The 24,314-nt window shown below is 61.6% G+C and carries 23 protein-coding genes and 1 other RNA gene; 8 read left to right on the forward strand and 16 right to left on the reverse strand.

Features of this window, described 5'->3' with window-relative positions; translation table 11 throughout:
• Positions 1-78: 78 nt before the first annotated feature.
• The 3 genes from zipA to ffs all read left to right on the forward strand — a co-directional run bounded on the left by zipA (position 79) and on the right by ffs (position 3,824).
• On the forward strand, positions 79-954 hold the full coding sequence (gene zipA, locus RTI28_RS01610) for a cell division protein ZipA (RefSeq protein ID WP_316918821.1): 876 nt from the start codon (positions 79-81) through the stop codon (positions 952-954).
• Positions 955-1,248: 294 nt separating this feature from the next.
• Positions 1,249-3,606 (forward strand): NAD-dependent DNA ligase LigA, encoded by a 2,358-nt coding sequence (gene ligA, locus RTI28_RS01615; RefSeq protein WP_316918822.1) that lies wholly within the window; start codon positions 1,249-1,251, stop codon positions 3,604-3,606.
• 121 nt (positions 3,607-3,727) lie between these two features.
• Positions 3,728-3,824, forward strand: an RNA gene (gene ffs / locus RTI28_RS01620) — signal recognition particle sRNA small type.
• A 225-nt stretch (positions 3,825-4,049) separates the two neighbouring features.
• Here the strand turns inward: ffs and RTI28_RS01625 are convergent.
• From RTI28_RS01625 to RTI28_RS01660, 8 genes are all read right to left on the reverse strand, one after another.
• Positions 4,050-5,471: an SEFIR domain-containing protein gene (locus RTI28_RS01625; RefSeq protein ID WP_316918823.1), complete on the reverse strand. Its 1,422-nt coding sequence runs from the start codon at positions 5,469-5,471 to the stop codon at positions 4,050-4,052.
• A gap of 146 nt (positions 5,472-5,617) precedes the next feature.
• Positions 5,618-6,406 carry an NYN domain-containing protein gene (locus RTI28_RS01630; RefSeq protein WP_316918824.1) on the reverse strand — a complete coding sequence of 263 codons (789 nt, stop codon included), beginning with the start codon at positions 6,404-6,406 and terminating at the stop codon, positions 5,618-5,620.
• A 136-nt stretch (positions 6,407-6,542) separates the two neighbouring features.
• Entirely contained in the window at positions 6,543-7,715 is a 1,173-nt protein-coding gene (locus tag RTI28_RS01635) for a DUF3800 domain-containing protein (protein WP_316918825.1), read from the reverse strand.
• A gap of 60 nt (positions 7,716-7,775) precedes the next feature.
• The gene (locus RTI28_RS01640; protein WP_316918826.1) at positions 7,776-8,144 is read right to left on the reverse strand and encodes a hypothetical protein; all 369 of its coding nucleotides are present in this window, start codon (positions 8,142-8,144) and stop codon (positions 7,776-7,778) included.
• A gap of 94 nt (positions 8,145-8,238) precedes the next feature.
• Complete coding sequence (locus RTI28_RS01645; RefSeq protein ID WP_316918827.1) at positions 8,239-8,688, reverse strand: hypothetical protein; 450 nt, start codon at positions 8,686-8,688, stop codon at positions 8,239-8,241.
• Positions 8,689-8,814: 126 nt separating this feature from the next.
• A complete protein-coding gene (locus RTI28_RS01650) occupies positions 8,815-9,054 on the reverse strand; it encodes a hypothetical protein (protein ID WP_316918828.1) in 240 nt (79 codons plus the stop codon).
• A gap of 381 nt (positions 9,055-9,435) precedes the next feature.
• Entirely contained in the window at positions 9,436-10,326 is an 891-nt protein-coding gene (locus tag RTI28_RS01655; RefSeq protein WP_316918829.1) for a hypothetical protein, read from the reverse strand.
• A 147-nt stretch (positions 10,327-10,473) separates the two neighbouring features.
• Entirely contained in the window at positions 10,474-10,851 is a 378-nt protein-coding gene (locus RTI28_RS01660; RefSeq protein WP_316918830.1) for a helix-turn-helix domain-containing protein, read from the reverse strand.
• A 48-nt stretch (positions 10,852-10,899) separates the two neighbouring features.
• On the opposite strand from RTI28_RS01660, the gene RTI28_RS01665 reads away from it, so the two are divergent.
• The 4 genes from RTI28_RS01665 to recR all read left to right on the forward strand — a co-directional run bounded on the left by RTI28_RS01665 (position 10,900) and on the right by recR (position 14,841).
• The gene (locus RTI28_RS01665; RefSeq protein WP_316918831.1) at positions 10,900-11,409 is read left to right on the forward strand and encodes a DUF2938 domain-containing protein; all 510 of its coding nucleotides are present in this window, start codon (positions 10,900-10,902) and stop codon (positions 11,407-11,409) included.
• Positions 11,410-11,559: 150 nt separating this feature from the next.
• On the forward strand, positions 11,560-13,611 hold the full coding sequence (gene dnaX / locus RTI28_RS01670) for a DNA polymerase III subunit gamma/tau (RefSeq protein WP_316918832.1): 2,052 nt from the start codon (positions 11,560-11,562) through the stop codon (positions 13,609-13,611).
• Positions 13,612-13,675: 64 nt separating this feature from the next.
• Positions 13,676-14,002: a YbaB/EbfC family nucleoid-associated protein gene (locus RTI28_RS01675; RefSeq protein WP_009396198.1), complete on the forward strand. Its 327-nt coding sequence runs from the start codon at positions 13,676-13,678 to the stop codon at positions 14,000-14,002.
• Between the two features lie 236 nt (positions 14,003-14,238).
• Positions 14,239-14,841, forward strand: coding sequence for a recombination mediator RecR (gene recR, locus RTI28_RS01680; protein ID WP_316918833.1), 603 nt, complete (start codon positions 14,239-14,241; stop codon positions 14,839-14,841).
• Positions 14,842-14,956: 115 nt separating this feature from the next.
• Here the strand turns inward: recR and RTI28_RS01685 are convergent, their stop codons facing one another.
• Positions 14,957-15,505 (reverse strand): adenine phosphoribosyltransferase, encoded by a 549-nt coding sequence (locus RTI28_RS01685; protein WP_316918834.1) that lies wholly within the window; start codon positions 15,503-15,505, stop codon positions 14,957-14,959.
• A gap of 56 nt (positions 15,506-15,561) precedes the next feature.
• Positions 15,562-16,296 (reverse strand): Crp/Fnr family transcriptional regulator FnrA, encoded by a 735-nt coding sequence (fnrA, locus tag RTI28_RS01690; RefSeq protein ID WP_316918835.1) that lies wholly within the window; start codon positions 16,294-16,296, stop codon positions 15,562-15,564.
• 118 nt (positions 16,297-16,414) lie between these two features.
• On the opposite strand from fnrA, the gene RTI28_RS01695 reads away from it, so the two are divergent.
• Positions 16,415-16,912, forward strand: a complete 498-nt coding sequence (locus tag RTI28_RS01695) for a chemotaxis protein (RefSeq protein ID WP_316918836.1) — start codon at positions 16,415-16,417, stop codon at positions 16,910-16,912.
• 179 nt (positions 16,913-17,091) lie between these two features.
• On the opposite strand, the gene hemN is transcribed toward RTI28_RS01695, so the two are convergent.
• The 6 genes from hemN to ccoG all read right to left on the reverse strand — a co-directional run bounded on the left by hemN (position 17,092) and on the right by ccoG (position 24,009).
• On the reverse strand, positions 17,092-18,474 hold the full coding sequence (gene hemN / locus RTI28_RS01700) for an oxygen-independent coproporphyrinogen III oxidase (RefSeq protein ID WP_316918837.1): 1,383 nt from the start codon (positions 18,472-18,474) through the stop codon (positions 17,092-17,094).
• An 82-nt stretch (positions 18,475-18,556) separates the two neighbouring features.
• A complete protein-coding gene (locus RTI28_RS01705) occupies positions 18,557-19,240 on the reverse strand; it encodes a sulfite exporter TauE/SafE family protein (protein ID WP_316918838.1) in 684 nt (227 codons plus the stop codon).
• Positions 19,233-19,448 (reverse strand): cbb3-type cytochrome oxidase assembly protein CcoS, encoded by a 216-nt coding sequence (gene ccoS / locus RTI28_RS01710; RefSeq protein WP_316918839.1) that lies wholly within the window; start codon positions 19,446-19,448, stop codon positions 19,233-19,235. Before ccoS ends, RTI28_RS01705 begins: the two co-directional genes overlap by 8 nt.
• A gap of 9 nt (positions 19,449-19,457) precedes the next feature.
• On the reverse strand, positions 19,458-21,911 hold the full coding sequence (locus RTI28_RS01715; protein ID WP_316918840.1) for a heavy metal translocating P-type ATPase: 2,454 nt from the start codon (positions 21,909-21,911) through the stop codon (positions 19,458-19,460).
• Positions 21,912-22,041: 130 nt separating this feature from the next.
• Positions 22,042-22,578, reverse strand: a complete 537-nt coding sequence (locus RTI28_RS01720; protein ID WP_316918841.1) for a FixH family protein — start codon at positions 22,576-22,578, stop codon at positions 22,042-22,044.
• 12 nt (positions 22,579-22,590) lie between these two features.
• Positions 22,591-24,009 (reverse strand): cytochrome c oxidase accessory protein CcoG, encoded by a 1,419-nt coding sequence (gene ccoG / locus RTI28_RS01725; protein ID WP_316918842.1) that lies wholly within the window; start codon positions 24,007-24,009, stop codon positions 22,591-22,593.
• Positions 24,010-24,314: the final 305 nt, after the last annotated feature.

The raw sequence follows: 24,314 nt of genomic DNA on the forward strand, positions 1-24,314 counted from the left end.
AACATAGAGTTGGCGCCACGTTTTAAAGGGTTTTAACCCTTTTATTTTTCAGCATTTTTTACAGAGGCACGGGATTACATGGAAATCGGTCTGCGCGAATGGCTGATCGTCATCGGCATCATTGTCATAGCCGGTATTCTCTTCGACGGCTGGCGCCGCATGCGTGGCGGCAAGGGCAAGTTGAAATTCCGTCTGGATCGCAGTTTCTCCAATCTTCCCGACGACGATAACAACGCCGAAGTGCTTGGCCCGTCGCGCGTGCTCGACGCGCACCAGGAGCCGCAGCTCGACGAAGACGATCTGCCGTCGATGAGCGCCCCGGCGCGCGAGCCCAAGGCGGGCAAGAACAACAAGCGTGGCAAGCGTGGCAACGAGCCGCAGCAGGGTGACCTCAACCTCAGCGCCGAACCGCGCGAGCCCGACCTGTTCAGCGATGCCGACGACGATTTCCCGGCGGACAACACCCGCGCCACCACGACCACCGGCTACGGCACCGCGGCCGAGGGCAAGGAACTGCCGCCGGTCGAGGAAGTCCTGGTGATCAGCGTGATTTCCCGCGACGAAGGTGGCTTCAAGGGCCCGGCACTGCTGCAGAACATCCTCGAAAGCGGCCTGCGCTTCGGCGAAATGGACATCTTCCACCGTCACGAAAGCATGGCCGGCAACGGCGAAGTGTTGTTCTCCATGGCCAACGCGGTGAAACCGGGCGTCTTCGACCTGGACGACATCGACCACTTCAGCACCCGTGCCGTCAGCTTCTTCCTCGGCCTGCCGGGCCCGCGTCATCCGAAGCAGGCCTTCGACGTGATGGTCGCCGCCGCGCGCAAGCTGGCCCACGAACTGAATGGCGAACTGAAGGATGACCAGCGCAGCGTGATGACCGCGCAGACCATCGAACACTACCGTCAGCGCATCGTCGAATTCGAGCGCCGCGCCCTGACCCAGAAGCGCTGAACACCCGAAATACGCAAGAGCAGCCCTGGCCGATGCCAGTCAGTTGAATCCAATGGGGCCTCCTGGCCTGCACGAATCCTGTAGGAGCGGGCCTGCCCGCGAAAGGGCCGCGCAGCGGTCCCCGATAGCGGTCAGGTCTGGGACCGCTGCGCAGTCCTCTCGCAGTGGTTCGTCACACGACAAGCCAGTTCCTACAAGACCCGCGCAAGCCCGAGGGTCTTTGTCCTCGAATGCAGGCCCCCCAACTGACGCCATCCGCCCGGCTGCTCTTCTGCATTGCAAGAGACCCCAAGCATGAACGCCGAAACCCGCATCCTCGAACTGCGTGCCGAACTCGACCAGCACAACTACCGCTACTACGTGCTCGACGAGCCGAGCGTGCCGGACGCCGAGTACGACCGCCTGTTCCGCGAACTCCAGGCCCTGGAGGCCGAGCACCCGGAACTGGTCAGCGACGACTCGCCGACCCAGCGCGTCGGCGGCGCGGCGCTCTCGGCGTTCAGCCAGGTACGCCATGAAATCCCCATGCTGAGCCTGGGCAACGCCTTCGAGGAAACCGACCTGCGCGAATTCGACCGCCGGGTACTGGAAGGCCTCGACCTGCCAGCCGGCGACCTGTTCGGCGGCGGCCAGGCGGTGGACTACAGCTGCGAACCCAAGCTCGACGGCCTCGCCGTCAGCCTGCTGTACCGCAACGGCCAACTGGTGCAGGGCGCCACTCGCGGCGACGGCAGCACCGGCGAGGACATCAGCGTCAACGTCCGCACCATCCGCAACGTCCCGCTCAAGCTGCACGGCGAAGGCTGGCCGGAGGTGCTGGAGGTGCGCGGCGAAGTGTTCATGAGCAAGGCCGGCTTCGACAAGCTCAATGCCGCCCAGGCCGAGATCGGCGCCAAGACCTTCGCCAACCCGCGCAACGCCGCCGCTGGCAGCCTGCGCCAGCTCGACTCGAAGATCACTGCCAGCCGCCCGCTGGAGTTCTGCTGCTACGGCATCGGCCAGGTTTCGGCGCCGGTGGGCGAGACCCATATCGGCATCCTCGAACAGCTCAAGGCCTGGGGCATGCCCATCAGCCGCGAGCTCAGGCACGCCGCCGGCATCGAAGAATGCCTGGCCTACTACCGCGACATCGGCGCACGGCGCAACGACCTGCCCTACGAAATCGACGGCGTGGTGTTCAAGGTCAACAGCCTGGCCGCGCAGCGCGAACTGGGCTTCCGCGCCCGTGAGCCGCGCTGGGCCATCGCCCACAAGTTCCCGGCCATGGAAGAGCTGACCGAAGTCCTCGACGTCGAATTCCAGGTCGGCCGCACCGGCGCCGTCACCCCGGTGGCGCGGCTCAAGCCGGTCAAGGTGGCCGGCGTCACCGTGGCCAACGCCACCTTGCACAACATGGACGAAGTCGCCCGCCTGGGCGTGATGATCGGCGACACCGTGATCATCCGCCGCGCCGGCGACGTCATCCCGCAGGTGATGCAGGTGGTGCTCGAGCGCCGCGATCCCGAGGCCGTGCGCCCGGTGCAGATCCCCACCGAATGCCCGGTGTGCGGCTCGCAGGTCGAGCGCACCCAGCTGGTCAAGCGCAGCAAGGGCAAGGAAACCCTCAGCGAGGGCGCCGTGTACCGCTGCGTCGGCCGCCTGGCCTGCGCCGCCCAGCTCAAGCAGGCGATCATCCACTACGTCTCGCGGCGGGCCATGGATATCGAAGGCCTGGGCGAGAAGAGCGTCGAACAGCTGGTGGACGAAGGGCTGATCGCCTCGCCGGCCGACCTCTACCGCCTGACCTACGAGCAGGTAGTCGAACTGGAAGGCTTCGCCGAGGTGTCCAGCAACAAGCTGCTGGCCGCCATCGAAGACAGCAAGCGTCCGGGCCTGGCGCGCTTCATCTATGCCCTGGGCATCCCCGATGTGGGTGAGGAGACGGCCAAGGTCCTGGCCCGTTCGCTCGGTTCGCTGCAGCGGGTGATGAAGGCGCTGCCGCAGGTGCTCACCTACCTGCCGGACATCGGCCTGGAAGTGGCCTACGAGATCCACAACTTCTTCGAGGACGAGCACAACCGCCAGGTCATCCAGCAGTTGCTGGAGTGCGGCATGCAGTTGCAGGACGAAGGCGAACTGAGCGCCGAATTCGCCGCCAGCACCACCCTGGCCGGCATGATCGCCAAGCTGGACATCGCCTCGGTCGGCCCGACCGGCGCGGAAAAGCTGGTGGCCAGGCTCGACAGCCTGGACAAGATCTTTGCTGCCGACGCCATCGACCTGCGCCAGGCCCTGGCCACCAAACAGGCGGAAGCGGTGCGTGAATTCTTCCTGATCGAAGCCAACCGCGACCTGGCCCGCGCCATCGAAGCGCAGTTGCTGGAATTCGGCATGCACTGGACCAGCGAGAAGAAGCACGCCGAAGGCCTGCCCCTGGCTGGCCAGACCTGGGTCCTCACCGGCACCCTGGAGCGCATGAGCCGCGACATCGCCAAGGACAAGCTGGAAAGCCTGGGTGCGAAAGTGTCCGGTTCCGTGTCGGGCAAGACCCACTGCGTAGTGGCGGGGCCGGGTGCCGGTTCCAAGTTGACCAAGGCCAACGAACTGGGGCTCAGGGTGCTGGACGAGGACGCCTTCGTCGAGTTTCTTGCAGGGCAGGGCATTGCCGTCTGACACCGTGGCGGGACAAGTCATTGAGAAATGATGATTTTTTCTCGCCGCAGAGGTTGTAACTCTGTCTCAGACCGGTACAATGGCGCGGCTCGTCACCTGACGAGCCGCGTTATGGTGGCCCCATCGGTCCCCCCGCAACGATTACCCGTCAACCTGGTCAGGCCCGGAAGGGAGCAGCCACAGCGGGAACATTGTGTGCCGGGGTGTGGCTGGTGGGGCCGCCTCCATTTCTGGGGGCCTTGAATTCTCAAGGGTTTCTTGCTTGCAATTCTCCAAGTACGACATGTAGGTATGCCTAAGGCGGTGGCTCGCGCTGGTTCTTTAATTGGGCAGCTTTAATCGCTACTGCGGATAGAGTTCAAATCCCTATATCTCGTCATGCGCGAGGTCGCGGAAGCCCCTAAAAACGTTAAAAACCTCAGGGGCTTCATACGGAGTCTTATTCAGGCTAGGCAAGCGAGCTCATCGACATTCATCAAGCGTTTCCAGTCGATTCCCCACGGACTGAAGCCGTAATAGCGTCCGCCGCGACTTGCAGCAGTTGCTGCAAACTCCACTAATTCGGTTTTTCCGGTTATGTTGAGTAGCGGCTTTATCTTCTCAAAAAAATGCGCCGATGCTGACCTTGTGAACACTTCGAATGCACCAGAATAGTTTCCGAGGTAGACAAGGGTTTTTGGCCACCAATGTGCAGCTTTGAGTTCGCACCTCAAAAACAGAAGGAAATCAGTTTGCATCAGTAGTGAGAAATCTATACTGCTGGTGTGGTTGTTCGCTTTCGATATGTCTGCACTTAGCGAGGCTCTATTGAGTCCAAGTCTTTGATTTCTTAGGTTAAGGCTTCCTGGGTCTTTGTAGAAGCACTCAAATCCAGCTAGGTATGGTTGGGTACGTCTTGATGTTATATAGTAATGGTTGTTTAAAAGAGTTGTGGATATATCAAATTTGTTATGTTTTATGCAGATTGCAATTGTATATAAGAAGATTTCGTGGATGATGAATTTGAAGTTGTCAAAATCGTTATCGCTCCAACTATTTACACCGTTGGGTGCGTCTAGATATTTAATGGTCGATTCTAAGAATTTGTGTAGACGTTCAGCGCATTCTTGGCTTTCCATGTATCTGACGGCGTTTGTAATGACCTGTAATAACTCGTTTCGAGTGCTGGTGAACTCGTTGATGCTGTTGAAGACTTGCTCGTCAAATAGAATGCTTTTTTCGGGCTTTATTCTGATGCGCTCTAGGTTTTCAGAAAATGTACTTAAGTACTCTTCTAGGGCGGCGCCGGCATTCGATTTATTATCGCGTATTAGCATCGTCGCTCGTTTTGCTTGAGGGGATGTGCCGAGACTAATAGTGACCTCATTTGTTAAAAAGTCTGGTTTTTTACCTAGCTGTGGTTTTTTATGTTGAGGTTGGTCATAGATGGTTCGAATCAGCTCTTCAAAGCCCTCGTGGTAGCTGTCTGGGCTGCTTAAATCGATATAGAGCCGGGAGTGATAGAAGGTGGGGGTATAGGCTTTTCCCGCTTCGTCTTTTTCGGCTATGACAGCAATAAATTTGTCTTGCTTAATCTTGTCGTAAACTTGCTTTGAGATTATCTGTGTTTCTGTTCCGACACCACCATTTCGATCATCTGCTTTCGCGGAGTAAATTTTGTCACATATAATAAGTACCTTGTCGATGCTGGGGTCGGTAACCATAGATTCCATGAATGCCAATGCGTCATGACCCGGTTTAAGATCCCACTTGTCCAGTGTGACTTCAATTCCTGATGCCATAAGTTGTTCGCCCAGATCCAGGACCCATCGTTCATGAGTTGGATTTGACCAGCTATATGAAATAAATATTTTTGGGGTTTTCATATGTGTCACTTTATTGGTCGATGTATTTTTGGGAGAAGGAGGGAGGCTGAGGGTAGGTCGGCTGTGAGTGCGGTTGAAAATAGGCTTTTCACTTTTTGCCCTCCTTTTATTTTTCCTTAAGTGGTGTTATTCCAGGGTTCAGTATTTTAGCTTCTCGTTTGATGGCATGGATGGCAGCAGGCTCTCCCATTTCTTGGAATGGCTCTTGGTCTGGCGAAAACTTTGTTGCAATGTACGCATAGATACACGTTATCTCCTTGCAACAGGTTTTGTGCATTTTCTTCGAGATAAAATGGTGGGATTGAGTAGTCGAAGTCTGCAAGGGCGAAAGAGGTTTGGCGAGACTCTGCTTTTAGTTGGTCTGGGTGGGTTGTGGCCACAAAGACATTTTTTGAGTATTCTGGGTAAGCAACACGGATAGCCGGTAGAATGTCAGAGTCACCCGTGATTATGACGTGCACATCCTCAGGGTTGGTAATTGCATATTTAACTAATAGGGCGACGACTGTTGCATCAACTTGCTTTTCTTGAAAACGTCTCTCTCTAAGTTTGGATAGCATCCAGCCTTTTAGTTTTGGACGAAAGATTGCTTTGTCAGAGTAACCTGCTTGTAGCGCATTTGTTGTGAATCGCTCTCTGGCTAGAGTGCTGCGCTTGACCGTGTCAACGTCAGCAAGAGTGACATCCTCATGTTCGTTGGGCCAGTCGTCTATATGCTCTGGGAGTTCGAATATGCTGGTTGAGAAAAATAGGTCCCCTAGATTATTGCATTCGGGTATATGGTTTTGTGCGTGCGCGAGCAAAGAGTTGAGTAGTCTACTTTGATCCAGTGCGAACAACTTGTCTGGGTATTCCAAACGATAGGATAGTGCGCGTTCTGGGGCGCAGGCTTTGAAAAGCCAAGAGCCATCAACAAAAACGTTTAATCTCGACATGTAATTCACCCTTGAGTGACGTGGTAAGAAGGTGAAAGCTATCATCTAAAACGAAAGTACGAAAATTAGGTGAGTATGTTTTTCAGGTTGACCGTAACTGACAGAAAATATATTTATTCTCTATTGCGGTTGAGCATCACTCGGAACGAAAAGCCTCGAGAGACTTCAATAGTTTCTCAAGATCCGTCAGTCTAGCCGTTTTGATGATATCGTACTCACCTCTGCTGCTCAGTCTATAAACCTCCCGAGCTTTCTTTACTCGTTCTAGCAATGGGACAATAACTCCGGATGCCATTTCTAGGAAGTCATTAATGTCAGCTCGAGTGTGGGGGATTTTATATCCTTTGGATGTACTCGTGATAATGACGTCAGCGTCGCGAAGTTTAGCGATGCCGCTTGATCTGACGCGCTGTTCTGAAAGATCACCAAAGCCCCTGTTACCCAAGTGAGTCAGGATGTCCCCGGTTGGAATATAGTCTTTTGTGACGAATTCACTCTGAAATCTCAGATAATCCAAGATGCTGATCTGTAGCCACTCGTCTTCATCAGGGTGCTGTCCGACTTGATCAATGAACCGATCCGCTTGACGAAGGGCCTCTTGATGTACTTGGTAGTCAGCATAGTTGGGCTCATCCATTGGCGGAGGAATCAGAAGTTTAAACTTAGGTGGCCATTCCAATAGGCCCAGCGTCTGTTCGCTCAGGATGCTCTTGTAGACCTCAGAGACGTCCTCAGCAACCTTATTTTCGTAGATCTGAGCAACCGACCCGGCGAAGAAGTCTGCGACCTGAATCAGTACATCTTCTTTACTGGATTTGGTTTGGAATGCATGCTCGTCACCAAAGAGGTCATCGACATAACGATCTTGTGCGTAGGCCTTTAAGCTTTCTTGAAAGTCAATGCCACCATGCTCATCAACGGTCATCTGAAGGTCGCGGCAATTTCTGAAAAGCCGGCTATAAAGTATTCCGTTAATATGCTTTACAAACGATGTTTTGAATTGAAGTCCTCCATCCTTGTAAATGCGCTCCTTGTCCACGACCACGAAATATAGCTTGATTGGAAGCTCTGCAAGATCTTTCAGAATACGAGCCCGTCGATTTGTATCTTTAGGTCGTAACTTACTGGATTTGATTTCACCTGTTTGGAAGTGCTTTTGCCGAAGCTCCTCTGCGCGCTGGTAAGCGATTTTAAGGTCTTTTTCAGCGACGAGGACGGAGCACACTACGAAGAAGCCAGAGCTTCCCGTCTTGGATGTATCTAGGTCAGAGTTACCCGACTCATCCACATAGGCATACGTTCTGTCCAATCATGAACTCCCGCCAGATTTTGTGTTCGATGCTGGCTTCATCACCAGCACGGCGACCTATCAATACGTAGCTGTACTCGTCCCCGGGGCAGATCCTTCGCTGAAGGTATAGTTGATTACTACATCATTGCGAATCAGGACATCCAGGGTCTTCTGTGTACCGGTTGTGGTGGCCTTCATCGTCACCACGTAACTCTGGGCATGGGCAGAGCTATTCGTGTAGGTATAGAGCCACTTCTCGTCGGTTTCGCTCACTGCACTCTTCGTGTAGGGCTCACCGAAAAGTGCTTTCAGCTCTTTAGTTGTGGTCTTTCCTTTGGTGATGCTAGCCACGCTTGCCGAAGGGAAATCACGGCCAGCGGTGAAATGAGAGGTGGCACAAGCACCGAGCAGAAGGCATATCCCAATGACAGAAATGAACTTGTTCATAATCTTCCTTGAGTATCGTGAAGTCTGAGCTTATCTCGCTACAAGGCTAAATGCCACCACCCCCTTTACTGCTAGATGTCGCGCTGCAACGACCTCATTCATCAAGCTCGGCAAGAATGGCCTCCTGACTCGTTTTCCCCTTCGCCAAATATGTCCCGTCCTTCATTCGTTCCTGAATGATCCTGGCCAGCTTTTCAGCTGCCGGTTTCTGCTCCGCGCTGGGTTCCTGTCCGGCCAGTGCACGTTGTCGGGCATCCATGATCTGGGTGAATTCGGCATCAGTGAAGTTCTTCTCGCTGTAGAGCTCAAGCAAGTCCTGTCGCCCTTGTTCGAAGGTGCGGTGTTTCTTGATCGTTTCCCTGACTCTGTCCTTCGGAACGTTCTGGCGCAGGCTTGAGATCAGTGTCACGGAGCGCTCGATCTGTTCCTCATACAGCGTGTGAAAATCCAGCCGCGACTCGACCAGTTTTTCCCGATCGCTTTTGCAGCCCGCCAATGCCGCGGCCAGTGTCAGTGCCAGGCCAATCCGATACAGCGACTTCATCACCACTCCTGTTGGTCGACTGATTAATCCGGGCAAATTCTAGCCGGATACCGGCGAATAGATGGTGCTTTGGCAGAGTATTTGAAGTCAGGTAAAAGCCGCGGAGACAAGCTCCGCGGCCTTCATTCACACCGGTACGGCCACCGACGAAGCCGACAGCGCAACCGACAGCAATGCCTTGGAAATTCTCATGTCCAGCAGGGCATCGCTGAGCATCATCTGATGCCTTTCGGTGGGCAGGTCGGGGAGGGAAGAGGCGTTGTGGATGGCCCGCTTGAGGTGTTCTTCGGCTTTGCGGACCGCCTCTTCATGGTGAAGGCCGGGGCCGACGCAGAGGACGGGCGGGTCGGGGACGAGCTTTTTCATGGCTTGAATCCTACGTGATTGAGGGGGAAGCCACGCTTCGCTGCTAAACGAGATGGGTGGCGACTGTATGCGGGTTAGCAGACCGGACACGTAGGAACCCGGCGCACCCGAAGGTGCCCACACATACAGCCGCCATGAAAGGTTGCTGGAGGTTCTTACGTGGTTCGGACTGCTAATCCGGTCGTTGATTTGGCAACGACCGGCGAAGAGTAGGTACCGTTTCCAGAGGGCGCAACCGCCAGGCGGGGTTGCGGAGTATGCTTGGGAAATTGCCTACAAGAAAGTCGGAGATCGGTGAAGTTTCTGGGTAAATGCAACATCTTGTGATGCCGCATGAGAGGGCCGGCGGCGTCGATCCGCCGGCTTGAGGGGGAAGGGAACTCAGTTGCTCGCCGGCAAACACGCCGCAATCAGCTCGCCATCGATGTTCTTCGTATAGATGTAGTTGCAGTACGCCTGCGCCACCGGGATATCCACGCCGCCTGGGGGCGAGTCGTTGCTGGGGGCGGCCCGTCCGGCCGCGGCCTGGGCCTTGGCCAGGGTGCAGGGCACGCCGTTGCTCGCCGGCAGGTCGAGGGCGGCGAGGTTGCTGCCGAAGGTCATCAGGTAGCCAGCCACCGCCGCGCCCGTGCGGTTCACGCCCGAATCGCAGTGAACATAGATGATCGCGTTGGTGATCGCCTGCAGCGCCGCAGGCGCGCCGGGCAGGTTGGCGGCCTGGTTCTGCAGGGCATTCCAGATCGCCGGGACCAGTGCGCTGTAGTTGAAGCCTTTATTGCTCGTCCCCGGGCCAATGGAGTTGGCCGGGGACGGACTCCAGGTCGCGCCGACGCTCTGCAGCAGCGCACTGCCCAAGGCCTGGATCGGCCAGTACATCATCGTGGTGCCGGCGGCGACCCCGTCGTTGGTGGCGCTGAAGTAGACGGGATAAGGACCCGAGTTGCCGTTGGGGGTGGGGCTGCCCTCGGCGAACCAGGCGATCTCGGACTCGACGATCTTCTGGTCCTTCTCGCTGCCGAAACCGATCAGGCAGAAGTCGATCACCATGGGGTTGGCGCTGAGGGTGATGCCGGTGCTGGCGAAGTTTTCATCGCTCTGGATGGCCGCGATCAGGTCGGCGATGACGAAGGGATCGCCCGCTTCCGTCTTGGCACCGAAGGCAGAACTGCCACGGACCAGGATGTTGTTGAAGTAGCTGTTGTAGTCCACAACCCGAACTGAACCGGGGATGAAGTTGCCGTGCCCATGAATCTTTTTGTCGTTGGTCGTCATGACAGCTCTCTTGCTTACGGAAGGGTAAGGGGAGGTGGCGGTGGCGCATCGATGTGGCCGGAGCCGCTTGAAGAGTGGCACATTGCTAGCGGATGGCATGACTATGTTTTGCGGATTCGGGGAGAGGCACGCGATCTGCGGTTGAAGCTAGCGCTTCGCCAGCGACACCTTCATCAATCGCCGAAAGGTCGGGCAGGTCAGGTGATCCTTCTCCGGGCACTGCGCTGCATGCCGCAAACCCTTGCTCATCGCCTGCAGGCGCTTGACCTGTGCATCGATCTCGTCCGCCCGGGTCAGCAGCTTCTGCCGGTCGACCTGCAGGTTGACCAGCATCGTGCCGACGTCCTCCAGGGAAAACCCCGCGGCCTGGCCCAGCGCGATCAGCGCCAGGCGGTCTTCCACGTCCGCGGCGAACTGGCGCCGCTGGCCCGCCCCGGCCAGTGACTGGAGCAGGCCGATCTTCTGGTAGTAACGCAGCGTCGAGGCCGGTACTCCGGTACGTTTGGCGACGTCGGCGATGTCCATGGGGATGTCCTTGACTTGAAGTTGACTTCAACTTCTATGGTGCTCGGCATGTTCCGCTTTCGTCAACGTGCCGAGGAATTCGCCATGTCCCTGTTGCTTTCAATCCTGCTGATCGGTGTCGCTGCCACTGTGCTCATGGATGGCTGGACGCTGCTGCTCAAGCGCCTGGGTGTTGCCACGCTGGACTACGCCATGCTCGGGCGCTGGGCCGGGCATCTGCTGCGTGGGGAGGTTTATCACGCAGGTATTGCCAGGGCTGAGCCCGTCAGCCATGAACGGGCCTGGGGCTGGGCGCTGCATTACGCCGTTGGCCTGCTGTTCGCCACCGGCTTGCTGCTGGTGGCGGGGGAGGGCTGGTTGCAGGCGCCGACGCCGGGGCCGGCGCTGGTCTTCGGCCTTGTCACGGTGCTGCTGCCGTGGTGCGTGATGCAGCCGGCCATGGGCGCGGGGTTCTTTGCCAGCCGGACGCCGACGCCCTGGAGGAATCGGCTGCGCAGCCTGGGGACTCATGGGGTGTTCGGGGTTGGGTTGTATCTGGGGGCGTGCCTGGTTCCGTAGGAGCTGGCTTGCCTGCGCGCTCCTTCGCAGGCAAGCCAGCTCCTACACAGGGCGCGCGCGGGGGGGCGTTGAATGGCAGGATGCAATTTCCCCCCCGCTCCGCTAGCATTAGCGGTCTTCTCCCCGCTCGTTCAGGTTGCGACGTTTTTCATGAGTTATCAGGTTCTTGCACGTAAATGGCGTCCGCGCTCGTTCCGCGAAATGGTCGGCCAGACCCATGTGCTCAAGGCCCTGATCAACGCGCTGGACAATCAGCGCCTGCACCACGCCTATCTGTTCACCGGCACCCGCGGGGTAGGCAAGACCACCATCGCGCGCATCATCGCCAAGTGCGTCAACTGCGAAACCGGCATCACCTCGACCCCCTGCGGCACCTGTTCGGTGTGCCGGGAGATCGACGAGGGCCGTTTCGTCGACCTGATCGAGATCGACGCCGCGAGCCGGACCAAGGTCGAGGACACCCGCGAACTGCTCGACAACGTGCAGTACGCGCCGAGTCGCGGGCGCTTCAAGGTCTACCTGATCGACGAAGTGCACATGCTCTCCAGCCACTCGTTCAACGCCTTGCTGAAGACGCTCGAAGAGCCGCCGCCCTACGTAAAATTCATCCTCGCCACCACCGATCCGCAGAAACTGCCGGCGACCATCCTCTCGCGCTGCCTGCAGTTCTCCTTGAAGAACATGACCCCCGAGCGCGTGGTCGAGCACCTGAGCCATGTGCTGGGTGTGGAGAACGTGCCGTTCGAGGATGATGCCCTGTGGCTGCTCGGCCGCGCCGCCGACGGCTCGATGCGCGATGCCATGAGCCTCACCGACCAGGCCATCGCCTTCGGTGAAGGCAAGGTCCTTGCCGCGGATGTCCGCGCCATGCTCGGCACCCTCGATCACGGCCAGGTCTATGGCGTGCTCCAGGCCCTGCTCGAAGGCGATGCCCGGGCGCTGCTGGAAGCCGTGCGCCATCTGGCCGAGCAGGGGCCGGACTGGAACGGCGTGCTCTCGGAAATGCTCAACGTGCTGCACCGCGTCGCCATCGCCCAGGCCCTGCCGGAAGCGGTGGACAACGGCCAGGGCGACCGCGAGCGGGTGCTGGCCCTGGCCCAGGCGCTGCCGGCCGAGGATGTGCAGTTCTACTACCAGATGGGCCTGATCGGCCGCCGCGACCTGCCGCTGGCGCCGGATCCCCGTGGCGGCTTCGAGATGGTCCTGCTGCGCATGCTGGCGTTCCGTCCGGCGGATACCGGCGATGCCCCCGGCACGACACTAAAGCCGGTGGGAATCAGCCAGGCCACGACTGATTCCCCGGCGCCGGTGGCCCCGGTTGCGGTCGCCGCGCCAGCTCCCGAACCTGTCCCGGCTCCAGTTCCGGCGCCAGCTCCAGCTCCGGTCGTCGAGGCTGTGCCCGAACCGACGCCGACGCCGGCGCCACAGCCCGAGCCGGAACCCGAACCTGTCGTCGAAGCGGTAGCCGAGCCGGTCGAGGCCGTGATCGATCTGCCGTGGGAAGACCCTGTCCCCGCACCGGTCGCCTTACCCGAGCCTGCCCCGGCTCCGGCGTCAGCCCCGCCTGCCGCACAGGCGGCCGCTCGCGACGATGAACCGCCGCTCGACGACCAGGCCTACAGCCCGGCCGGCATGGACCGTGACGACGAGCCGCCGCCGGACGACGACTACTACCCGAGCGACCTCGACCCGGCTGGTTTCAGTTACCTGGACGAACTGGCCACCGAGCACGCCGCCGAACTCTCCGCCGAGCCCAAGCCGGAGCCGGAACCCGAGCCTGCCGCGCAGCCGGCCTCCGGCCTGGCCCTGCAGTGGCTGGAGATGTACCCGCACTTGCCGATCTCGGGCATGACCGGCAGCATCGCCGCCAACTGCACGCTGATCGCCGCCGATGGCGACAACTGGCTGTTGCACCTGGACCCGAACCACAGCGCGCTGTTCAACGCCACCCAGCAGCGGCGCCTGAACGAGGCGCTGAACCAGCATCTGGGCCGTACCCTGACGCTGAGCATCGAGCTGATCCGTCCCGAGCAGGAAACCCCGGCCCAGGCCGCGGCGCGCAAGCGCGCCAACCGTCAGCGCGAGGCGGAGGTGTCGATCGAGAACGACCCGTTCATCCAGCAGATGATCCAGAAGTTCGGCGCCACCGTGCGCCACGATACTATTGAACCTGTCGACGTCCTGGTGACCCAGGGCGAATAACCGGATACCCAGCGCCGTGCGCAAGACGCGGCGCCCCCGACAACTTGATACCGAGGTGATTCCCATGATGAAAGGTGGCATGGCCGGCCTGATGAAGCAGGCGCAGCAGATGCAGGAAAAGATGGCCAAGATGCAGGAAGAACTGGCCAACGCCGAAGTGACCGGTCAATCCGGCGCCGGTCTGGTCAGCGTGGTCATGACCGGTCGTCACGACGTCAAGCGCATCAGCCTGGATGACAGCCTGATGCAGGAAGACAAGGAAGTGCTGGAAGACCTGATCGCCGCCGCCGTCAACGACGCCGTGCGCAAGGTCGAGCAGAACAGCCAGGACAAGATGAGCGGCATGACCGCGGGTATGCAGCTGCCACCTGGCTTCAAGATGCCTTTCTAAAGCTTTGGAGGATAAGTGCCTGCGCGACGATCAGGCTGCGTTGAAGACAGGCTCGGAATGCTCATTGACAATCAGTCAACTCCGCTTCCGAGCCTGTCTTCGCCTTGCCTGATCGCCGCACAGACACTTCTCCTCCAAACCTTGCCGGTTTGTTTTACCCCGGTGGGAGCACGGCCGCGAGGCTGTCGCTCCCATCGTCGTTTCTCCCCATTCGTTGATTTGCCAGGCCCATTACCATGAGTTTCAGCCCCCTGATCCGCCAGTTGATCGACGCCCTGCGCACCCTGCCGGGCGTGGGTCAGAAAACCGCCCAGCGCATGGCCCTGCAGTTGCTCGAACGCGATCGCAGCGGTGGCACGCGCCTGGCCGAAGCGTTGACCCGGGCCATGGACGGGGTCGGGCATTGCCGTCAGTGCCGCACCCTGACCGAACAGGAACTGTGCCCGCAGTGCGCCGATCCGCGGCGTGACGACACGCTGCTGTGCGTGGTGGAGGGGCCGATGGATGTGTATGCGGTGGAGCAGACCGGCTACCGCGGGCGCTATTTCGTGCTCAAGGGGCATCTGTCGCCGCTCGATGGCCTGGGGCCGGAGGCGATCGGGATTCCGCAGCTGATGGCGCGGATCGAGGAGCAGGGGACCTTCGTCGAAGTGATCCTGGCGACCAACCCGACGGTGGAAGGCGAGGCGACCGCGCATTACATCGCGCAGCTGCTGGTGGACAAGGGCCTGGTGGCGTCGCGGATCGCCCATGGCGTGCCGCTGGGTGGGGAGTTGGAGTTGGTGGATGGCGGGACGCTGGCTCACTCGTTTGCGGGAAGGAAGCCGATTTCCCTCTGAGAGCTGTGCTGTTGCCGAGGGCCTCATCGCGGGCAACGCCCGCTCCCACAAGTTTCGCGAGCGCCGCACAACCTTGTGGGAGCGGGCGTTGCCCGCGATGAGGCCCTGAAGCCGATCAGTATTCGCTCAAGGAAAACTCGGTCAGGCAGAACGTCGGCACCCCAGCCTCGACCAGTTTCTGCGAGCCACCCAGTTCCGGCAGGTCGATGATCGCCGCCGCTTCGAACACCGCCGCGCCCATGCGCCGGACCAGGCTCGCCGCCGCCAGCAGGGTGCCGCCCGTGGCGATCAGGTCATCGAAGATCAGCACCTGGTCACCCTCGCACAGGCTGTCCGCATGCACTTCCAGGAACGCCTCGCCATATTCGGTCTGATACGCCTGGCTGATCACATCCGCCGGCAGCTTGCCCTGCTTGCGGAACAGGATCAGCGGCTTGTTCAGTTCATGGGCGATGATCGAGCCGATCAGGAAGCCACGGGCATCCATCGCGCCGATATGGCTGAACTCGGCCTCGACATAGCGTTCGATGAACTGGTCGGTGACATGGCGCAGGCCCCGTGGCGACTGGAACAGCGGGGTGATGTCACGGAAGATCACGCCGGGCTTGGGAAAGTCCGGAACCGGGCGGATCAGGGATTTGAGGTCAAAGCTTTCGCTTGGCATGGAGCGGGTATCCTGATGGGCAAAACGCCCGTCAGTATACCCGTTTAACGCGCGGATCAGGCTTCCAGCGCACCACCGGCCAGGGCGCACAGCTGGATCGGGTCGACGATCCGTACTTCCTTGCCTTCCGCTTCGATCAGGCCGTTCTGCTGGAAGCGGGTGAACACGCGGGACACGGTTTCCACTGCCAGCCCCAGGTAGTTGCCGATCTCGTTGCGCGACATGCTCAGGCGGAACTGGTTGGCCGAATAGCCACGGGCACGGAAACGCGCGGACAGGTTGACCAGGAAGGTGGCGATGCGCTCGTCGGCGGTTTTCTTCGACAGCAGCAGCATCATCTGCTGGTCGTCGCGGATTTCCCGGCTCATCACCCGCATCAGCTGGCGACGCAATTGAGGCAGTTGCACCGACAGCTCGTCCAGGCGCTCGAAGGGAATCTCGCAGACCGAGGTGGTCTCCTGGGCCTGGGCCGACACCGGGTAGGCCTCGGTGTCCATGCCGGACAGCCCGACCAGTTCGCTGGGCAGGTGGAAGCCGGTGATCTGCTCTTCGCCACCGTCGCTCAGGCTGAAGGTTTTCAGGGCGCCGGAACGCACCGCGTAGACAGAGCCGAAATTGTCACCCTGCCGAAACAGAAACTCGCCTTTTTTCAGCGGACGACCGCGTTTGACGATTTCATCCAGTGCATCCATGTCTTCCAGGTTCAGCGACAGGGGCAGGCACAGGGGCGCCAGGCTGCAATCCTTGCAATGGGCCTGGTTGTGAGGGCGCAGTTTAACTGGCTCAGACATTTCATCGATCCTTGTGGGAAAGCACACATAGAACGCAAGGGTAACCCAGCCGGGCTACTGTAGGCCAGCTTGCTCTGTTTTGGTGCGACTTTCGCTCAAGTTCGCGGCTTTGCCGCCGATGAAACGTCATGAATCTTTCCCCGGGCAGGCCCGCGCCATGCTGACCGTCGATAGTAGAAGTACTCGCCAGACCCTTCTCGCCACACCGTCCGACTCCCCTGGGAGTCCGGCGGACAAGGCCGTCCAGCGCGCCTCGGCGCTGTCCGAAGGGGTCAAGGTGAACCTGTCCCTCAAGGGCCTGGAAGTCTCCGGCAAGCAGCAAGCTGATGCCGATATCGACGAAAGCGGGCTGCCGGAGTCCGTTCGTCAGTTGCTGAAGATGATTCGCAAACTGCAAAAGGAACTGGCCGAGGCCGACCGCCAGCTCCAGGCGTTGATGCGCGATCGTTCCCTCGATCCGGTTGAAATGCAGAAGAAGACCGCGGCCCTGCAGGCCCGGGTCAGTGCCTTGTCGGCCTCGCTCAACACCCTCAACTTCGGCCTGGTCCGGGCGATGAGCCAGGCCGAGTTCAGCCCTGATGATGTGAACAAGGCGATGAAATTCCTGGCCGCTTGAGTCCAGCAGTCGACACGAAACCTTGTGGGTGCGAGCTTGCTCGCGAACGGCGGCGCAGTCGTCGTAAAACCTGAGTCCCGAGTCTGCCGGACACACCTGGGACTCAGGTTTTGTGGCCGCTTCGCGCCCATTCGCGAGCAAGCTCGCTCCCACAAGTTCTGCTGCCAGGCATCCGGGGCCTAGATCACCCGCGAGAAACGCTGGCGATTGTTCAGGTCCAGGTAGGCGTCGAACACCATGCACACCGACCGTACCAGCAGACGGCCGGCCGGCAGCACGCTGATGCCGTCGCTGCGCAGTTCGATCAGGCCGTCCCTGGCCATGCCTTCCAGCGCCGGCCAGAGGTCCTTGAAGTAGCCGCGAAAGTCGAGGGTGAACAGGCTTTCGATGCGCTCGAAACTCAGCTCGAAGTGGCAGATCAGGTCCTGGATCACGGCGCGCCGGATGCGGTCGTCCTGGTTGCAGATCAGGCCGCGGCTGGTGGCCAGTTGCGAGCCATCCAGGGCGTTCTGGTATTCGGTGAGGTCGCTGCTGTTCTGGCAGTACAGGTCGCCGATCTGGCTGATGGCCGAGACGCCCAGGCCGATCAGGTCGCAGTGGCCATGGGTGGTGTAGCCCTGGAAGTTGCGCTGCAGGGTGCCTTCTTCCTGGGCGATGGCCAGTTCGTCGTCGGGCAGGGCGAAATGGTCCATGCCGATGTAGCGGTAGCCGGCGCGGGTCAGCTGTTCGATGGTGTTGTGCAGCATCTCCAGCTTGGCGGCCGGGGCCGGCAGGTCGCTGGCGTCGATGCGCCGCTGCGGCATGAAGCGTTCCGGCAGGTGCGCGTAGTTGAACACCGAGAGGCGGTCCGGCTGCAGCTTGATCACTTCGTCGACGGTGCGGGCGAAGGCGTCCGGGGTCTGCTTGGGCAGGCCGTAGATCAGGTCGAGGTTGATCGAGCGAAACTGCAGGGTGCGCGCCGCCTCGATGATCGCGCGGGTCTGTTCCAGGCTCTGCAGGCGGTTGATCGCCCGCTGCACGGCCGGGTCGAGGTCCTGCACGCCGAGGCTGACGCGGTTGAAGCCCAGCTCGCGGAGCAGGCCCATGGTCGACCAGTCGGCCTCGCGCGGGTCAATCTCGATGCCGTAGTCGCCGGAGTCATCGTCCAGCAGGTTGAAGTGCTGGCGCAGGTGGGCCATCAGTTCGCGCAGTTCGACATGGCTGAGAAAGGTCGGGGTGCCGCCGCCGAAGTGCAGTTGTTCCACGGTCTGGCCGGGGTCGAGGTGGCAGGCGATCAGCTGGATTTCCTGTTCCAGGCGCTGCAGGTAGGGCTGGGCGCGGGCGCGGTCCTTGGTGATGACCTTGTTGCACGCACAGTAGTAGCAGATGTTCGCGCAGAACGGCACGTGCACGTAGAGGGACAACGGACGCGCCGCGCGGCGGCTGTCGCGCAGGGCGTGGAGGAGGTCGAAGGAGCCGATCTCGCTGTGCAGTTGCACTGCGGTCGGATAGGAGGTGTAGCGCGGGCCGGCCAGATCGTAGCGACGGATCAGGTCAGCGTCCCAGTGGAGGGCGTCGTGCATGGTGGCGGTCCCAGGAATTGCGGCAGTATCCGGAGTCTAGGGAGCCGTCCGTCCATCCGTGTTGATTTGCATCAAGCGTGCTTCAGTGACCCATCAGCCAGTGCTGGTGCGGGCCGGGCAGGGTCCACAGGCCGAAGAGCATCACCAGCAGGCCACCGGCGACCCGCACACCGCGTTTTCGCAGCAGGGCGGTGACGCGCTCGGCGGCCATGCCCGTGGCGAGCAGGATCGGCCAGGTGCCGATGCCGAAGGCCAGCATCAGCAGCGCGCTGTGCAGCGCGTTGCCCTGGCTGGAGGCCCAGAGCAGGGTACTGTAGACCAGGCCGCAGGGCAGCCAGCCCCACAGCGCGCCGAGCAGCAGCGCCCGCGGCAGGCTGGAGACCGGCAGCAGGCGCGTGGCAAACGGCTGGATGTGTCTCCACAGGCCGCGGCCGAGGCTTTCCACGCGGGTCAGGCCGCTCCACCAGCCGGCCAGGTAGAGCCCCATGCAGATCAGCAGGAGTGCGGCGATCACCCGCAGCGCCGTGGCCAGCGGGCTGCCGGCCATGGCCCAGCCGGCGAGGCCGAGGAGCAGTCCGGCGCTGGCGTAGCTGAGCACCCGGCCGAGGTTGTAGGCCAGCAGCAGGCGCAGGCGCCGGGCGCGCTGCTCTGGCGGGATGGCCAGGGTCAGGGCACCCATCAGGCCGCCGCACATGCCCAGGCAGTGGCCGCCACCGAGCAGGCCGAGGATCAGTGCGGAACTCAGCAGGGGCAGCAGTTCAGGCACGGGCAGGGGGCTCTGGTTTGTCGTCTTCGCGGGTTTCCTCGCCTTTCACCGCGGCCTGGTGCTTCGGGTCCTGGTCGTCGAACAGGATGCTGTGGGCCGGGCCGTCGAGGTCTTCGTACTGGCCGCTGTCCACGGCCCAGAAGAAGATGTACACGGCGATGCCGACCAGGACCAGGGCGGCGGGAATCATCACATAGAGCGCGGGCATGGCATCTCCTCAGACCGTCGCGAGTTGCCGGGGGCCGGGCGCGGGGTGCGCCGCCAGCGCGCCGCGCAGCCGGGTCAGGCGCAGGGCATTGAGCACCACGATCAGCGAACTGACCGACATGCCGACCGCCGCCCACACCGGGGTGATCCAGCCGAGGGCGGCGAATGGCAGCATGAGGCCATTGTACAGCGCGGCCCAGCACAGGTTCTCGATGATGATCCGGCGCGTCCGCCGGGCCAGCCCGAAGGCCTGCACCAGGCTGTCCAGGCGGTTGGACAGGAGCACGGCGTCGGCGCTGGTCTTGGCCAGATCGGTGGCCGAGCCCATGGCGATGCTGATATCGGCGGCGGCCAGTACCGGTACGTCGTTGACCCCGTCACCGAGCATCAGCACCTTGCGTCCTTCGGCCTGCAGGGCTTTCAGGCGTTGCAGCTTGTCGTCCGGCCGCAGGCCGCCGATGGCCTGGTCGATCTGCAGTTCGGCGGCGACGCTGGCGACCATCGGCGAGCTGTCGCCGGACAGCAGCAGGGTCTGCCAGCCGCGCGCGCGGCAGGCCTCGAGCAGGTCGGCGGCATCCCCGCGCAGGCGATCGTCGAGGACGAACCAGGCCAGCGGGCCCTGGGTGTCGCCGAGGAGCAGCCACTGGCCGGGCTCGTCCAGCATGGCCGGCAGCGCCGCGCCGCTCAACTGGCAGACGAAGGCCGGCTGGCCGATGCGCAACTGGCGGTTTTCCACCTGGCCTTCCAGGCCCAGGCCGGGACTGCTCTGCACCGCTTCGGCCACCGCCACGGTGCGGCCGAAGGCGCGGGCGATGGGGTGTTCCGAACGGTTTTCGAGGGCGGCGGCGAGGCGCAGGCAGTGGTCGGCGTCGAGCCCGCCCAGTGGGCGGATGGCGCGCAGGGTCAGACGGCCTTCGGTGAGGGTGCCGGTCTTGTCGAAGATCACCGTGTCGATCTGGTTCAGGCCTTCCAGCACATGGCCGCGGGTCAGCAGCAGGCCGAGGCTGTGGAGGGTGCCGGTGGCGGCGGTGAGGGCGGTCGGGGTGGCCAGGGACAGGGCGCAGGGGCAGGTCGCCACGAGCATGGCCAGGACGATCCAGAAGGCCCGCCCGGCGTCGATCTGCCACCACAGCAGGCCGATGCCCAGGGCGGCGACCAGGCTGAACAGGAGAAACCATTGCGAGGCGCGGTCGGCGATTTCCGCCAGGCGCGGTTTTTCCGACTGGGCCCGCTCCAGCAGGCGCACGATGGCCGACAGCCGGGTGTCATGGCCGAGGGCCTGGACTTCCACGGTGAGCACGCTTTCCACGTTGAGGGTGCCGGCGGTGACGGTGTCGCCGGTCTGCCGTGGGTGGGGCAGGTATTCGCCGGTGAGCAGGGATTCGTCGATGCTCGACTGGCCGTCGACGATGCGCCCGTCCGCCGGCAGCACGGCGCCGGGCTGGACCAGGACGCGATCGCCGATCTGCAGCTCGCGCAGCAGGATACGTTGGCTGTTGCCGGCGGCATCGACGCGCAGGCACGAGGCCGGCAGCAGGTTGACCAGTTGTGCGGTGGCCGCCGCGGTGCGCTCGCGGGCGCGGCGTTCGAGGTAGCGGCCGGCGAGGAGGAACAGGGCGAACATGCCCACCGCGTCGAAATACAGCTCGCCGCTGCCGGTGATCGCGGTCCAGATCCCGGCGACATAGGCCAGGCCGATGGCCAGGGACACCGAGACGTCCATGGTCAGGTGGCGGGTGCGCAGGTCGCGGGCGGCGCCCTTGAAGAACGGCGCGCAGCTGTAGAACACGATCGGCGTGGTGAGGAACATCGCCACCCAGCGCAGGATGGTGTGCATCTCGGCGCTGAGGTCGATGTTGAATTCCGGCCAGGTGGCCATGGTCGCCATCATCGCCTGGAACCACAGGAGGCCGGCAACGCCCAGCTGGCGCAGGGCGGTGCGGTTTTCGCTGGCCAGTTGCTCGGCGGCGCGGTCGGCCTGGTAGGGGTGGGCGGCGTAGCCGATCTGGCGCAGTTCGGCGAGCAGTTGCGACAGCGGCAGCTGGCTGTCGGCCCAGCTCACCAGCAGGCGGTGGTTGGACAGGTTCAGGCGTGCTTCGGCGACACCGGGCAGGGCGCGCAGGTGTTTCTCGATCAGCCAGCCGCAGGCGGCGCAGCTGATGCCTTCGATCAGCAGGGTGGTTTCGGCGAGGTCGCCGGCGTGACGGACGAAGGGTTGCTGGACGTCGGCGCGGTCGTACAGGGCCAGTTCGTCCACCAGTTGTCGGGGCAGGGCCTCGGGGTTGGCGCTGGCTTCGCTGCGATGCTGGTAGTAGCTCTCCAGTTTGCCGGCGACGATCGCCTCGGCCACGGCCTGGCAACCGGGGCAGCAGAATTGCCGCGGCTCGCCGAGGACGACGGCGCTGAAGCGGCTGTCGGCGGGGACGGGGAGGGCGCAGTGGTAGCAAGGCGTGGGGGTGGTCATGACTGTCTTATCGCAGGTTTGTTTTGGGACCGCTTGGCGGTCCTTTCGCAGGCAAGCCAGCTCCTACGGGGGGCGGTGTGTGTAGGAGCTGGCTTGCCTGCGAAAGGGCCGCAAAGCGGCCCCATGGGCTTCACTTGTCCAGATGCTCGGCACCCTTGAGCTCTTCATCCCCAAGCACCAGGGTCGCGTCATGCTTGACCTCTTCCTCCTCGAACAAACGCCAGGTCTGCCCATTCTCGCTCCCCAGCAGCTCGACGAAGCGCCGGCCTTCCACCCGATCAGGCAATTGCCCGACATAGCGACCTTCGCCGCTCAGCGTCAGGGCCACCTTGCGGTCCTTCTCCGGCTGGGTCGGCGAGATCAGGTTCAGTTCCAGGGCCTGTGGCTGGCTGTCGCCGCTCAGGCGCAGTTCGACTTCGCCGGTGACCTCGTCCAGGTGCACGCTGGCCTTGAGCTTGAGGGTCTGGCCCAGCAGCTCGCGGTCCAGTGAGCGGTTGATGCCCTTGCCGGCCTCGTAGTAGTTGTCGTTGACCAGGTTGTCCGGGTTGTTCACCGCGATGCTGACCATGGTCAGGCTCAGGGTCACCGAGGTGGCCAGGATGCCGATGATGATCCATGGCCAGAGGTTCTTGTACCAGACGCTGTGAGCAGGGTTCGCTGCAGGCATGGGAATGCTCTCTTAACGGATTTGCGGGCCGATGAAGCGGCTCTTGGCTTCGACTTCGGAGCCACTGTCGTCGGCGTCGCGAAGCACGAAGATGACTTCGTTGGTGGTGGACGGCAACTGTTCCGGGGACACCGACAGTTGCACCGGCAGGCTGACGATGTCGCCGGCGGCCACGCGGATTTCCTTCGCGCCGTCCAGGCGCAGGTTCGGCAGGCCCTTGGCCTCCAGGACGTAGACGTGGTCGTGCTGGTCCTTGTTCATGACCTTCAGGCTGTAGACGTTCTCGATCCAGCCCTGGGCGTTTTCGCGGTACAGCACACGGTCCTTGCTGACGTCGAAGCCCACCAGCGAGCGCATGAAGAAGGCGCTGACCAGCAGGCCGATCATCACCAGCAGGACGATGAAGTAGCCGATCAGGCGCGGACGCAGCATGTGGGTCTTCTGCCCGGACAGGTTGTGCTCGGTGGTGTAGCTGATCAGGCCGCGCGGGTAGTTCATCTTGTCCATGATGCTGTCGCAGGCGTCGATGCAGGCGGCGCAGCCGATGCACTCGATCTGCAGGCCGTCGCGGATGTCGATGCCGGTGGGGCAGACCTGGACGCACATGGTGCAGTCGATGCAGTCGCCGAGGCCCTTGGCTTTGTAGTCCACGTCCTTTTTACGCGGGCCACGGCTCTCGCCGCGACGCGGGTCGTAGGACACGATCAGGGTGTCCTTGTCGAACATCACGCTCTGGAAGCGCGCGTAGGGGCACATGTACACACACACCTGTTCGCGCAGCCAGCCGGCGTTGCCGTAGGTGGCGAGGGTGAAGAAACCGACCCAGAAATAGGCCCAGCCGTCGGCCTGGCCGGTGAAGAAGTCGACCATCAGGTCGCGAATCGGCGAGAAGTAGCCGACGAAGGTCAGGCCGGTGACGAAGCCGATCAGCAGCCACAGGCTGTGCTTGGCCAGCTTGCGCGCGAACTTGTTGGCGCTCATCGGCGACTTGTCCAGCTTCATGCGCTGGTTGCGGTCACCCTCGGTGACTTTCTCGCACCACATGAAGATCCAGGTCCACACGCTCTGCGGGCAGGTGTAGCCGCACCAGACGCGGCCGGCGAACACGGTGATGAAGAACAGGCCGAAGGCGGCGACGATCAGGATGCCGGAGAGGAGGATGAAGTCCTGCGGCCAGATGGTTGCGCCGAAGATGTAGAACTTGCGCTCCGGCAGGTTCCACCAGACCGCCTGGTGACCTCCCCAGTTGAGCCAGACGGTCCCGAAGTAGAGAAGAAAGAGGAACGCGCCGCCGGCCATGCGCAGGTTGCGGAACAGGCCGGTGAAGGCCCGGGTGTAGATCTTTTCCCGGGCGGCATAGAGGTCGACGCCCTCGTCTTTCTTGTTCTTGGCAGGCGGGGTGATGTCGTGTACAGGAATCTGCTTGCTCATCGTTACAGTCCCACGGCAGTGGAAAAACGCCGCGGCCAGTGCATGCCGACCGCAGTCAGAAGTGTTGCTGCTCTGGTCCGCATCATACGCCTGTGCAGGGGCTCCCGGACGCAGGTGCGACACTGGGTCGCGTTGGTTGAAGGCCGGCAATGGTGTAATGGCGGTGTCAATTGATCCAGGTCATGCCCTCGCAATTTATCGCCTTCCCTCGGTAGGAGCGTGGCTTGTCGTGTGACGAACCACCGCGAAGGACCGCAAAGCGGTCCCAATACATCGTGCCATGGTGTCTGCGTTGATCGGGGACC

It is taken from the genome of Pseudomonas sp. zfem002 (genome assembly GCF_032621685.1).
Lineage (GTDB): Bacteria > Pseudomonadota > Gammaproteobacteria > Pseudomonadales > Pseudomonadaceae > Aquipseudomonas > Aquipseudomonas japonica.